The organism is Ancylomarina subtilis (assembly GCF_004217115.1).
Lineage (GTDB): Bacteria > Bacteroidota > Bacteroidia > Bacteroidales > Marinifilaceae > Ancylomarina > Ancylomarina subtilis.
In genome coordinates this window covers 1,050,602-1,065,131 of the sequence record NZ_SHKN01000001.1, presented here as the reverse complement: position 1 = coordinate 1,065,131, position 14,530 = coordinate 1,050,602, and the positions used below count along the sequence as shown (strand labels likewise).

General features: G+C 37.7%; 7 protein-coding genes and 1 tRNA gene. 3 read left to right on the top strand and 5 right to left on the bottom strand.

The annotated features are described in order from the left end of the window. The first annotated feature begins 19 nt into the window (after positions 1-19). The gene (locus EV201_RS04390; RefSeq protein WP_130306175.1) at positions 20-1,924 is read left to right on the top strand and encodes a pyruvate carboxylase subunit B; all 1,905 of its coding nucleotides are present in this window, start codon (positions 20-22) and stop codon (positions 1,922-1,924) included. A 266-nt stretch (positions 1,925-2,190) separates the two neighbouring features. On the opposite strand, the gene EV201_RS04385 is transcribed toward EV201_RS04390, so the two are convergent. Next, positions 2,191-2,427 carry a GIY-YIG nuclease family protein gene (locus EV201_RS04385; protein WP_130306174.1) on the bottom strand — a complete coding sequence of 79 codons (237 nt, stop codon included), beginning with the start codon at positions 2,425-2,427 and terminating at the stop codon, positions 2,191-2,193. Positions 2,428-2,895: 468 nt separating this feature from the next. Beyond that, a tRNA-Ser gene (locus tag EV201_RS04380) sits at positions 2,896-2,980 on the bottom strand. 339 nt (positions 2,981-3,319) lie between these two features. Between EV201_RS04380 and EV201_RS04375 the strand changes: the two genes are divergently transcribed. Continuing rightward, positions 3,320-4,714, top strand: a complete 1,395-nt coding sequence (locus EV201_RS04375) for an MFS transporter (protein WP_130306173.1) — start codon at positions 3,320-3,322, stop codon at positions 4,712-4,714. A gap of 306 nt (positions 4,715-5,020) precedes the next feature. On the opposite strand, the gene EV201_RS16600 is transcribed toward EV201_RS04375, so the two are convergent. The 3 genes from EV201_RS16600 to EV201_RS04360 form a co-directional block, all read right to left on the bottom strand. Next, complete coding sequence (locus EV201_RS16600) at positions 5,021-7,477, bottom strand: helix-turn-helix domain-containing protein (RefSeq protein WP_130306172.1); 2,457 nt, start codon at positions 7,475-7,477, stop codon at positions 5,021-5,023. 261 nt (positions 7,478-7,738) lie between these two features. Then, positions 7,739-8,455 carry a LytR/AlgR family response regulator transcription factor gene (locus EV201_RS04365; protein ID WP_130306171.1) on the bottom strand — a complete coding sequence of 239 codons (717 nt, stop codon included), beginning with the start codon at positions 8,453-8,455 and terminating at the stop codon, positions 7,739-7,741. Between the two features lie 376 nt (positions 8,456-8,831). Beyond that, the gene (locus EV201_RS04360) at positions 8,832-11,786 is read right to left on the bottom strand and encodes a M4 family metallopeptidase (RefSeq protein ID WP_130306170.1); all 2,955 of its coding nucleotides are present in this window, start codon (positions 11,784-11,786) and stop codon (positions 8,832-8,834) included. Positions 11,787-12,613: 827 nt separating this feature from the next. Between EV201_RS04360 and EV201_RS04355 the strand changes: the two genes are divergently transcribed. Beyond that, positions 12,614-14,395, top strand: coding sequence for a potassium channel family protein (locus tag EV201_RS04355; RefSeq protein ID WP_130306169.1), 1,782 nt, complete (start codon positions 12,614-12,616; stop codon positions 14,393-14,395). The last annotated feature ends 135 nt before the right edge of the window (positions 14,396-14,530 follow it).

Sequence of the window (14,530 nt, the reverse complement as noted above, 5' to 3'; positions counted from 1 at the left end):
TGATAAAAAAAATAAGAAGATGATATACGATAAGCACGGGGTTTTACAAATGACCCAACTTAATTTTGACAATGATCGTCCAAAAGCTGAAAATCCAATTAAGATTAATGACGTAAGTTTACGTGATGGTCACCAGTCGCTTTTCGCTACTCGCGGTCGTACAGAAGATATGTTGCCTGTAGCAGAAATGATTGATGAAGCTGGATATAATGCGGTTGAAACATGGGGTGGTGCTACTTTTGATACGATGCACCGTTTCTTGGGAGAAGATCCATGGGAGCGTCTAAGAGTATTGAAAAAGCATATGCCTAAAACACCATTTTCAATGCTTCTTCGTGGGCAAAATGTGGTAGGATACCGTAATTATGCAGATGATGTGGTTCAGGCTTTTGTTCAGCGATCAATCGATAATGGTATGGATATCTTCCGTTGTTTTGACGCACTGAATGATTTCAGAAATTTCGAAACTGCGGCTAAAGTTATTAAAGATAACAAGAAGCACTTACAAGGTGTTGTATGCTATACGTTGAACCAACCTCGTTTGGGTGGTGAAGTATACAATATGGAATACTATATCAACAAGGTAAAAGATCTTTTAAGCTTTGGTGTAGATTCTATCTGTATTAAGGATATGGCTGGCTTGATCGCTCCTTATGATATTTATAATTTGGTGCGCGAAATCAAGAAATTTACAGATACCCCAATTAACTTGCATACTCACTTTACTTCAGGTATGGGTGACTTGGCAATTTTCAAAGCGATTGAAGCAGGTGTGGATATTGTTGATACTTGTATCGGACCTTATGCTTACCGTACTTCTCATCCTGCTGTTGAGCCAATGATTATGTCGCTATTGGGAACAAACCGTGACTCAGGAATGGACATTAATAAGATTAATGCGATTGCTGAAGAAATGGAGAAATACATTCCTAAATACAAGCACTTAGATAATAGCCCTAAGTACGCTACGACGGATATCAATGTGTTATTGCACCAGACTCCGGGTGGAATGCTTTCTAACTTAGTAAATCAGTTGAAAGCTATGGATGCACTGGATAAGTTACCAGAAGTATATCGTTTACTTCCAAAAGTTCGTAAAGATCTAGGTAATATTCCGTTGGTTACGCCTACATCTCAAATTGTTGGTGTACAAACAGTAAACAATGTATTATTCGACTCTTATGAAGGAGAATATGCACAAATTACCAAAGAGGTAAAAGACCTTTGTTACGGATTGTATGGTAAAACGACTCATCCAATTAATCCTGAGGTTCAAAAGAAAGCTCTTGAAGGTTATCCTCGAGGAGAAGAGCCTATTACAGCTCGTCCAGGATCTATTCTTGAGCCAGAGATGGAAGAGGTTAAAACTGAATTCGGAAATCTTGCTAAAGATATTGATGACGAAGTTTTATGCGCACTTTATCCTATCACAGGAAAACGTTTCTTGAAATGGAAATATGGTTTGGAAGAAGTACCAGCTGATGTCAAAGCAAAAACTATGGCAGAAGTTGAGAAAGAGCAAGAGTTAATCAGAAAAGCCCTTTCTGGCGAACTGACTTCTAAAGGAAAAGGTAAGGGACGTGAGCTTGAAGTTACTGTTGATGGCGAAACCTTTACTGTAGAAATCAATGATCCTAACGGTCCAGCTGCACCTCAATTTAAAGGTCGTAAGAAAAAGGAATCTGCCGCTGACGAATTTGCCACAGGAAGTGTTGTTGCACCAATTCCAGGTATGATTGTGGAGTGCAAAGTGAAAGTTGGTGATGAAGTAAAAATTGGAGATACACTAGTGGTACTTGAAGCGATGAAGATGATGAATAATCTTGATGCTAAAGCCGAAGGTACTGTAAAAGAGATTAAATGTGATTCTGGTGATTCTGTTGCTAAAGGCGATTTGCTTTTAGTAATTGAGCCAAAGGCCTAATGACTATTTAATAATTGAGTATGACCCCCTGAATTTATTTTCAGGGGGTCTTTTTTTGTTTTATTTTCCCAGAAGTTTACTCTCTATGGGCCTCACCTGCGTTGCCAAGTTCATAGATTAAAAACAGTCTCACATTTCCAAAAATTTATTGTCACAAAACTACTTTGGTGGGCGAAGGCGGAGAGAGGGGGCATGACTCCTCTGAATTTATCATGTTCCCTCTAGGGTTCAAATTCACGAAAGTTAAGTGTGAAAAAAAATCCATTTTATATAAGATGTCGCTTTGCAAATGCTCTCCCAGATCCTGATTTTAAATACTTTTCATATTCAAAAGCTTTATATCTATCAATGAATGTAGTATAAGTAATAAGATTTAGTGGACGGATGTTTTTTGTAGATGGAACGTGGCCATTATTGTGTCTTTCCAGACGTTTGTTAATGTCTGAAGTACAACCCGTGTATAATTTTCCATTCGAGCATTGTAGAATGTAGACGTAGTACATATTTCAAAGTTTGGTAGAGTCTTGAAATTACGAACTTATCATGAATTCGTCAAGCTGATATTTTTTTTTATAACGATTTTGTGTTCGTTACGGTATTGATGTTGAGTGTGTTCTGTTGAAAGTTTATCCGCTGTCCACCTAAGTAATAAATTGCTATGGTGGAGAATCTAGCCTGGAGGTTTGATTACCTAATTGTGTAGGAAATTTTAGCGTAAACAAGGAAAAGCTTGTTGTCACAAAACTACTTTGGTGGGCGAATGTATCCGCCGAAGCCTGGAATTTAACTCACCCGACTTTGCATTTGGGTTTAGTGCATAAAAATAAGCACATGGACACAGTGAATTGTATTGGGGGATGAATATGATGAGGATGTATCCGCCGTAGCCCGGTATTTAACTCACCCGACTTCGCATTTTGGTTTAATGTATAAAAAAAGCCCGACACAGCTAATGCTACGTCGGGCGAAGGCGGAGAGAGAGGGATTCGAACCCCCGGTACGTTGCCGCACAATAGTTTTCAAGACTACCGCATTCGACCACTCTGCCATCTCTCCAATACGTGTTGCTATCTGTTTTGATAACGGGTGCAAATGTAAGTCAAAAAAGATTGTTTCGCAAATATACAGGCTCATCTGGAGGAATATTTTTTTGTTAAAACAAGCAATTGATTGACATTAATGATTTTAATTTGCTCGTTTAATTGAAATAAAAAATGAGATTCCGTTTTTATGTCCGAAATTGTAAGAGTGTTTAGGGAATAAATCTGTTCGGTCTAATTTTTGTTTGAGATGGAAAGTCGGGTTTTCCCTATTTGTGGAGCAGGCAAGTCAATTTATTTTTGCGGTCTGAATGTGCGACAACTATACCTTAAATAAATTAAACTGTGAGTTAAAATGAGTATTGAAAAAAAGAGTACGATAAAGGAGCGCTTTTCCAGAGCTTTTTGGGTAGCCAATTCGGTTGAATTATTGGAAAGAGCTGCTTATTATGGGGTTTTTATTGTGATTACAATTTACCTATCCCGAATATTAGGATTTACAGATGTGGAAGCGGCTATGATTTCTGGTTTATTCTCTGGAGGTTTGTATTTATTGCCAACTTTTAGTGGAGCATTAGCCGATAAAATGGGATTTAAGTCTGCTTTACTATTAGCATTTTCCCTTTTAACCGTTGGTTATGCTGGTTTAGCTATTTTCCCAACCATGCTCGAATCCGCAGGCCTGGTAGAATATACCAAGATTACAACATTTACAGGATTAGAGAGCAGTTTGCATAAATGGTTTATCATCCCAATTATTATCCTGATAATGATTGGTGGATCATTCATTAAATCGGTAATTACAGGTACCGTTGCTAAGGAAACGACTGTCGCGAACCGGGCGAAAGGTTTTTCTATTTTCTACACAATGGTAAATATTGGAGCCTTTTCCGGGAAAACGATTGTAAAGCCATTGCGTGAGGCAATGGGAAATGAAGGATTAATTACCTTAAATTATTTCTCGGCTGGAGCAACTTTACTTGGACTGATAGCCGTTTATTTCTTTTTTAAGACCACTCGTCACGAAGGAGAGGGCAAGACCATTCGTGAAATCTGGGATGCCTTGCTGAAGGTGCTTGCAAATGGACGTTTGGTGGCTTTGATTTTGATTGTAACCGGATTTTGGATGGTTCAGCACCAACTGTACGCTACCATGCCAAAGTATGTTTTGCGTATGGCAGGCGAAGGCGCTTCACCCTCCTGGTATGCTAACGTTAATCCTTTGATTGTTTTCCTTTTTGTGGGTCTGATTACTCAGATGATGAGAAAGAAGACAGCTCTGTTTTCCATGACCGTTGGTATGTTCATAATGCCGGTCTCAGCTTTGTGCATGGCAGCTGGTAACCTTCTGGATGTTGAATCAATTGTTAGTATGCATCCGGTTGCCTTTATGATGATTATAGGGATTGTATTCCAGGGTTTTGCCGAATCCTTTATTTCGCCACGTTTCCTTGAGTATTTCTCCTTGCAGGCACCTAAGGGTGAAGAAGGAATGTATCTCGGTTTCTCTCATCTGCATTCATTCATCTCATCAATTTTAGGTTTTGGATTATCGGGATACCTCTTGTCAAGATACTGTCCGGATCCAAAGTTGTTCGAGAGCCATGCTGCATGGGAACAAGCTTCAGTTCATGCTCATTATATCTGGTATTATTTTGTAGCCATTGCTGCGACATCTGCTATTGCCCTGATCATATTCGGACGAGTAACCCGAAAATTGGATGCCAAGCAAGCGCTTGAAGAAGCCTAGATATAGAATTCCTCTGAGCTTGCTTCGAAGCCTTATTGTCTCCCCTGAATTTCAGGGGAGATTTTTTTTGTCTTTTTGTGAATAAAAGAGGATTGAAATGACGAATATACTGTATACAATAGTCGATTGAGTGCCGGTTCTGAACGATAGGGATGATTTTTACTCGCATTAAGATGTTCGTGAGCTTGCTTCACTCGGTTGTTACTTTTCATCAAGGAAAAGTAAATAAAGAGAAAAAATGTTTAAAGAATAATTCATCCAACTAAAACTATATAGTAGTTCTTTTATCGCACCTATCCGGCATGATTATTTATGCTTAACATTCTCCCAATGCGCTAAAACAAAGCGCAAATCACTCATGCTAACATCTTTTCCCAAATCGCGTTTGGCATCGTTGAGTGCATGTATTTCGTGTGTGTCGAAATAAGCCATGATGTTTTCTAAGGTCTCATATTCAACAAAATTACTGACATCTAAGGCATTGATCCCCACATAATAGGTCAGGTGTTCTTCAATAGTGGAACGAGTCAGATCGCGCATGGCTGCAATCACCGGAATACTCTTGCCCTCTTTAAACATCTGATAACTTTTCTCTTTGCTACTTACTTTCTTTGGCGCTTCAGTTTGTGCGGATGAAAATATATCGGGAGTCTGCGACAGATTGTTTTCCTTTTTGAAAGCATCTACCAGTTTCAAAAGTTCCAGTCCAAATTCGTCAATCTTTTTAGGGCCCATGCCTTTAATCTTCTTAAAAGCCATTTTATTTTGAGGCAGACTGTTGCAGATCTGAACCATCACCTTCAGACTGATGATGGAAGCCACGCCTGTATTCTGGGCATCGGCTTTGGCATATCGCCAATCTTTAAGCTGTTTGAAAAGTTCTGGATAGTCCACAACAGCCGAGTAATCCTCTTGCTTTGGCATGCGTTTGAAGCTGATGGTTTTAAGATGCTCTTTGGCCTTAAGTTCCAAGAAATCTTTTAAAACAAAACCATGCTGACAGTAAAGCATACAGGCCAGTTTCACACGCGTTAATTCCACAATTCGAAGACGCAGTTCTTTCACTGTTTTCTCCAAAGCCTGATTATCGGTATCGAAATAGCCCTGATGAACGGGTTCAAGAATATAGAGTTCAAGCTTGGGAATAAAATATTGGCAAGCCTTGTTCAGACGTTCCTGAAAAAGCTTGTCGTTTTCCAGATTGGCTGAATCGCCAAACATCTGAAACAATTGATTGGCGAATTGTTGCCCAACCTTAACCAGCTCGGGTTTAATCTGATCGATGACGGCCTTCAGTTTTTCCTTGCAATCGCCCTGAGAAGTGGTGGGGTAAGCCTCAAATACTTTATTCAGTCGATAACAATAATGGTAAACCAAATCCATATCGAAGAGTTCCTTGAGCAGAGAGAGCTGATAGTCGCGCTTGGCTTTATATAGGTCTTCCTGTTTGGGCGGATTCTCTTGCATGGCCTTATTAAAACTGGCTACCGAGCTGTCGCAGATAATGCCCTGAGGATTGATGCGTGTTTTCAGCACCATGCCTTCAAGCGATTTGCAGCGCGACAGGGCTACATAGACCTGTCCGTGTGCAAAGGCCGAAGCGGCATCGATAATGGCTTTCTCAAAAGTGAGACCCTGCGATTTGTGAATGGTGATGGCCCAGGCCAATTTCAAAGGGAATTGTGTGAAGGAGCCAATCACTTCTTCCTCAATCTCCTTGCTTTCTTCGTTAATATTGAATTTTATATTCTGCCAGGTTTCCTTCTCAACCTCAATCACATCCTCGTCGCCCTCACATTTTACGCTGATGCTATCCTTATCCATAAAGGTAATCACTCCAATTTTGCCGTTATAAAACCGTTTGGCTGACTGCGAATCGTTTTTCACAAACATCACCTGAGCCCCTTTCTTGAGTTCCAGTTCTTCCAGGGTAGGGAAGGAATAGTCAGGAAATTGGCCATCTATACTGGCCGTAAAACTTTTTTTGTCAGTTTCAAGCTTTTCCAGTTTAATCTCGTTGATTTCCTCAGCCTTACGGTTGTGCGTACTCAGTGTAATATAGGCATCCTTATCGTCCGGATCGAAATCGGGTTTGTAATTGGCATTCAGCCTGCGGCGCGACTGATCAGAGAGTTGGTTGTTGCGTATTTCGTTGAGAATACGAATAAAGGTTTCGTCTTTCTGACGATAAATATGTTTGAGTTCGATACAGATATGAGGTGATTTTTTCAAGGCACGCGAACTGAAAAAGAACTCGGTTTCGTAAAAACGACTCAGTATTGACCATTCCTCCTGTTTCACCACGGGTGGTAGTTGTTGCAAATCGCCAATCATCAGCAGTTGAACACCGCCAAAGGGCAGTTTCGATCTGCGATATCGACGCAGTACCGAATCAATCCCATCCAACAAGTCGGCACGAACCATCGAAATCTCATCAATCACCAATAAATCGAGAGACTTGATAATATCGATCTTGGTTTTGTTGAATCGTTTTTCCGGTGCTTGTTCCCCCTTATTGGTGTATTCATCTTCGGGAATAATGGGACTGAATCCCAACTGAAAGAAAGAGTGAACCGTAACCCCGCCCGCATTAATAGCAGCCACACCCGTAGGGGCAACCACAATCATGCGTTTGAGCGATTCCTGACGCAGGCGGTGCAAAAAAGTGGTTTTACCCGTCCCGGCTTTTCCTGTGAGAAAAATATTGGTGTTGGTGTTCTCTATATAGTCGTAAGCCAGTTTCAGCTCTTTGTTCTCTGCCATCTGATTGTGAAAAATGATAATCAGTAAAATTAATACATTAGATGGAGAATGGGGGTAAAGGGGAAAGGAAAATCAAGGATAAAGCTTTATCAAGACTAAAATAAAATTAAAGAGTAAAGGTTAAAGTAAGAGTTTGACGCAGATTCTTACTGATTAAATATGGTAATTGTATGGCTTGTTTGCTGATTTATTAATCAAACGAATTCTTATTTCATCCAGGACAAAATTGTTTTTTGTATAAAAACAAAGGCGTGTTAAAGTTTAGACAAGAATATTTTCATTAACCCAGTTTTGGAATTTACTTTTGTATTTCTCGCTGACAGAAATGTAGATTTTGTCATCAAAAATAATCCTGTTTCGATCGATTACAGAAATTTTAGTCAGGTTCACAATATACGACCTGTGAATACGCATGAACTTGTAATCAGGGAGTTTATCTTCAATTGATTTTAAGCTGCACAACGACATCACTTCGGTTGAGTTGTCTAAATGAATCTTCATGTATTCGCTTATGGACTCAATATATTTGATGTGATTTAAATCAATTTTAATTGTTTTGTAATTCGATTTAATAAAAAGAAAATTGTTTTCTGTTTTATCCGGAGTTGTAATGGGGTGATGAATTTTAAACCTGGCTTTAGCTTTATGTGCTGATTTTAAGAATTCGGAGTAATTAAAAGGCTTAAGTAGATAGTCAATGGCATTTAAACGAAACCCATCAATTGCATGCTGACTGTTTACGCTAGTGAAAATCACCATGGGAGGATTGTCAAGTAATTTAACAAAGTCGATACCATTTAAATCGGGCATGTCAATATCAATAAACATCAAATCAACTTGCTTTTCTTGTAAAACATCTATAGCCTTTTCAGGACTCGTATAAATTGCAAGCTTCTCAAGAAAGGGAGATTTATCGATATAAGATTCGATCTGTTTTAAAGCTAAAAGTTCATTATCAATAGCAATGCATTTTATCATAATGGTTCTGGGTGTTTGGAAATACACGTAAACTTAAATTCAACTTTATACGAATGAAATCAATTGATTTTAAGATTAATCAACAAATATATGTTTTTAATCAGTAAAAATATAATATTTGTCAATTAATTGTTATGGTTAAACTGCATTGAATGGTTTTAGCTGAATGTGCGTTAAACGATTATTGCCTTTTATGAGTTTCATATCATCATGCTATTGCCAATCATTTCTCATTAAACCGATATTTATTGCATATAAGAAAGTCCGGTTCAATACCGGACTTTCTTCATTTTTGCATAGACAAATAAAACGGTTTGAGTTAATTGATATGCATCGGACTTTTAAAAGAAAATAGCCTTAAGTTTTTTTTCAAATTTTATTTTTTGATAAACTTTTTGGTTATAAGCTCTTTTTTCGTCTCGACTGAGATAAGGTATAAGCCCGTTGGAAGTTCTGAGATGTTAATTGTGCTCTCATTATCTTCCATCTTAACAACTTTTATTAAGTTTCCAGTTGTACTATAAATTTTAAGGCTACCATTTGTTTTAGCATTTGTAACCTGTACATTAATGTACGAGCTGGCTGGGTTAGGATATATATTAACAGCAGGTTTTGTTACGATATTATTAATATTAGAATTCGTAGCGGTAATACCGTAAGTTGTACCAGGTAGACAGAAACTCGTCACCTCTGATGATCCAAATGATCCGCCTGATGCTAAGATCGTTCCTGTGCTGGTTTCAAGTTTGTATGAACCGTTTCCATAGGCACAGCAAATACCATCACCGTAAGCATCCGAAATAGTGAACTCATAACATGCATCTGCTAAATCATCAATGGGAATAACAAGAGTTGATTCATCTGCTTGCGAGTTATATGTTCCTCCTGAAGCAACAGTTGATCCATTACTATCTTTTAGTGCCCAGCTTGTTTCTTCAGGATATTTATCGAATGTAATCGTTAGTGTTAAGTTATTGGAACTAGCTGTTGTCGTTGTTACATCTAACGAATTACTTGCAGCTGAAATATTGTCTTTAGCATCTATAGCAGTGACATAAAAGCTGTATGTCGTAGATGCTGAAAGACCTGTTACACTTGTTGTGGTATTTGTTGTTGTTGCTATTAAATTTTCATCTTGATAAACCCGATAATTTGTTACAGCAACATTATCTGTTGAAGCTGTCCAGTTCAAGGTGCATGATGTATCTGTGATATCCGAAGATGTCAGGTTTGTAGGTGCACTTGGAGCTTCTGTATCCTCTGATGGTTCACCAAATGTCACGCTGTAATCTTCAACTTCACCATAGCTAAATGTCTCACAAGTCGTTTGTGCTCCATTATATTTCATAGAAATTCTCATACGTGTTGTCCCGCTTGCAGAGGCGTCTATGGTCATGCTTCCATTGACAACACCACTATTTACAGCGCCTGCATCATATACCAATTCGTCAGCGCTAAAGGTAAAGTCCTTATTATAATCTATCCAGATTTTCCAGTATTCATTATATGCTGTACTGGCATAACCAGGCGTTAAAGTTAAATTAACTGTTGCGCCAGGCTCAAGCGTTATGATTTTATCTGTAAAATCGGAATATCCCGTTGCACCAGATGAATTTGAATCTGTTCCAATAGCAACTTCCGAAATCCACTCATAACTAAAATCACTACCTTTTGAAGTACAGTATGAATCATCAATCTCACCGTAAGGTGTACCAACACCAATAGCATACATGGCATTGGTTACCGAAATTTCTTCCTGCGAACCTGCTCCATAAAGATCTTGAGCTGCTTGTATAGCAAATGTTCTTGCATCTGCGTAATTCGAGCTTGAAGTCATATATTGACTTTCAATTCGAAATGCAATTTGTTCTGCTTTATCAATTCCAATAGCTGCTACCTGATAAGCGTCACCCTTATCATTTGTTCCGGAACCACCTTCGCTTATTAAATAAAACCAGTAGCAGAAAGGACCATTGTTTGTGTGAACTCCACCATAATCATTATATCTGCTGGGACTGCTTGAAAGGGGGGCCCAATTTGTACCTTGATAAGTATCGGGTAAACCTTTCGATTTTGGATCACTTATTGAGCGGAGTGCTGAACCTAAATCTTCACCCATTGCCCATGTGTCTTTGTTTGGAGCATATTTGTGTTCAATCGCACAACCCCAAATGTCACTGAATGCTTCGTTTAAAGCACCTTCTTCATTTTGGTAGTTAAGATCAGCAGTATATGAACAAACAGCATGTCCGAATTCATGACCAAAAACATCTAGAGAGGTTAAAATATCAAAGGAGCTTCCATCGCCAAAAGTGAAAACAGAACCATTCCAATAGGCATTGTCATAATTCACATCGAAATGAACATAGGTTTTCATTAACGCACCATTACCATCAAAACTATTACGATTAAATGTGTTTTTAAAATAATCATAGGTCATCATGCCTGCCCAATGAGCATCTAAAGCACCATTATCTTTATTCGAATTATCATACTCAGCTTGAGTCCAATTGTTATCATTATCAGTAAAATCGACTGCATTTGTATAACTTGTTCCCTGGTTACAGTTGTAAGTCACGATACCATTACCTCTGGTGTAATCTCTTAATCTGTAATAGTTACTATAACTTTCGGTGTTGATTGTTTTTGTTCCACTATAGCGTGTGACTCCAGAACCGGTTTCATTAGCTCGGTGAAGACGCGCATTCGTATGAACAATCTCTCCGGTATGTGCATTTACATAGATAAAATCACGACTTAAAGGTTTTGTCGCATAAATATCAATTTTATAGGCCAATACCATTTCGTGAATAGCCTTAGGATTTTTGCCGTAATCATGAGCAACAATAACGAGTTCAGGTTCTGTGTATAAATCTTTGTTGTCCGTGCTCATGTATTCTTCAGCGTTAACAAAAGCTTTTGCTTTTTCACGGGCATCATTTACGGTGAGAGTAGGCGTCGTGTTAATCTCATTGATTAATTTATAGTTACCATTTAACGATTCGATGAGTTTATTACGACTATGAACGATATAAATACCATTTTCTACTTTGATTCCCTTATGATATTGTTGGAATCTCTCATGAGTATAGCCATTGCGATCATTTTCTGATCTTAACGATTTATACGCATCATTTGTTGACATATTAAACAAACCAGACAATACGGCTTTCGTTTCTGTATTGGAAGCAGCTTTCGTTTTGCCTTGAGTGTTGAATTTAATAAATGTTGGGTGACCGTTTCTGTCAAGTTTCTGTTTTTCGATTTCTTGCGCATAGGTCGAATGACAGATAAATGCAAAAATAAAAATAAGAGTAAAACATTTTTTCATAATTAAGGGGGATTAGGTTAATAAACATTTCATAACATAAACTTAAAAATGAATTGATCGTTTCGTTAAAAAAATCAGTAGAGAGTTATTTATTATCTGTAGATAGGTGAATATTATCAGTAAATAGAAAAACGCATCTTCAATAAGCTGTAATCGTGCTATCTTTTGTCTTTCCGGTAGTTTGCGATCTCCAAAAATGAGAAATGGGTGGCGAATTGAATAGTCATGCTCTGATTATAAGTAAGCTGTAAATATCAGGCTATGAATGGAACCCGTATTTTACCAAACTTGAATCAGGTTAATAAAATTCTCTATCAGTTTCCTTAGTCTTCAAAACCTTTCTCAATTCTAACCACCTTCCCAAAACAAGTTTGGGTACTTCTCCTTGAAAAGGAGGAGAAAGAAGAGCTTTTTAATTTATTGCAAACTCACTCAAAATCAGCTAAGAGTTTTCCTTCTCGATTTCTGAGTTTATTGAAGAGGAGTGGAATTATAAAGAAATAATAAGATTCGATTTAGCTAACAGTTTCCCCTCCTTTATGAGGAGGGGTGGCGAGTTTACTCGACGGGGTGGTGCTTCACACACACAAGCCTTAACTTAATTTTATTCTTTCTATTTAATGTCAGTTTATCATTTTACTTTAATTGGGAATACTGTTTATACAATTGTTTTCATAAATTTATCTCCTCTTGCAAAAATGTAAGCCGTTTTATTGGTTTTGAGCGTTATATATTACCGACACTTAGGTTTTTGATATTTAAATAGATAGGGAGTTGTAAGGGCATAGCAACTTACATAACCCTTGTAGCAAATAAAGATGAATGGTATGAATAGAATAAATAAGGCAACAAAAATTATCTTCCTAATTCTCTTATGTAATGTCGCCCTTAGCACTCACTTATTTTCTCAGAACACATACAAAAGAAAAATATCCATCAGCGAATGGGTAAAGGAAATGGAAAAGTGTAAAGACGAGGCATATGAGTTAGAAGATACCGAAATCTTTTATGATGCGACACAAGATTCTTTGTATGCTCCTATGCTATCCAGATACACTAAGCCAACAGATAAGGACAAAAAAAGTGTAAAAACGATATTGCCAACAATTGCAATTAAGAATTGCAAATTACCGAATAACAAAACCTGTCAAGTTAGAAACCTAATTTTTCAGAATAATATCACTTTTTATTATTGCGAGGGAGCTTCTCAACTCATTTTTTACAATTGCACATTTAAGCAAGGGCTGGATTTTATGCATTCAAATTTGGGAACCATAGAATTTAGTTATTGCTCTATACTTCAAAGAACTGTCGTGCTTGAATTACAAATTAGCGTTCTTTTATTCAGTAATTGCTCACTCTATACCGACCATAGGATTATACAAAAACGTTACGGATTTGAAGAAGAAAATCAAACTTATCAGTTTCTTTTTAGGATTAGCCAGAATGAAAAGAAGATAAATTCGTTTGCTTTGTACAATTGCAAAATATTGCCCACTGAAGTGATGCCAATACTATATTTTAAAGGTGGGAAATATGATGTTATTCACTTTCAAGGGATCGATTTTTCCAACAGTATTTTGGACTTTACAGCCTGTTCAGTAAAGGAAAATCTTACCGTTCGCAACTGTAAGTTTAAGCAACCCTTTGGAATGCATCAGTTCAATCTTCCTAAAGACAATACCTCTTTTAATTGGTGCCAAATCGATTCGGTAGGTCTTGGATTGTATCGGAATTATGAGCAAGCACCCTTAACCCATAAAACAGACACCTTAATTTCCAATATTTACTATTTCAATGAATTAAACAACTCCTATCGAAAGTTTTATTCGATGTACCGAACCCAGGGGGATATGGAATCGGCCAACGCCTGTTATAAACAGTTGAAGGATATGGAAACGGCTAAATATCACCATTTGTACCAATTGGATCGAAGTACTAATAAGTGGTTCAATTGGCGATTTAACCAATTCCTGAAATATTTTTCAGAATATGGAACCAATCCGGTACAATCCTTGATTATTTCAATGTGGGTTATTCTTATTTTCGCTGCAGTGTATTTCTTTTTTTACAGCGATTGGGATGGTATAAATAGAGCCTTTTTGATTAAAAAGCATAGAACCATTATGCAATATTTCAGCTCGGAACAACGCCTGGAAGATTTTTATACCGAGAATTATATAGAGGAATTTAAAACCTTTGCCGAATATAAAAAAGAAATGAAAGAGAACAAGGCGCTTGTCCCATTGTTTATTGTTTTGTTGGGAAAGCCTTTGTATCTGTTTTCAGTAATCAAATACAAACTTGTAAGCTTTATCTACCGAAGAACGGAACTGCTACAAGGGCGATGGATCGATCTTAAATCTGCACGCAAAGTGTTTGTGGGGCTTACAGTGGTCATTTCTGTCTTGATCTACCTGATTTACCTTGGAATAATTCGTGCGCTCAATTCCATTACGCTTAGCATTAATTCTTTTTCTACACTTGGTTTTGGAGCAATACCTGTAAAGGGAGCCTCGCGATACATAACCATAATCGAAGGATTTCTAGGCTGGTTCCTGTTGAGTATTTTTAGTGTTTCACTAATAAGTCAGATGATACAAAACTAGTGGGAGAGCATATTTGCGGGCTCTAACACGTGCCTCTGTATTGAGCTTGGCGAAATATAGGGTGCCCTAATGCTCGCCGAATTGCTTCCTGAACCTGTAGAAGGAGAGAAGAAATAGGTGGCAAATTGAATATAA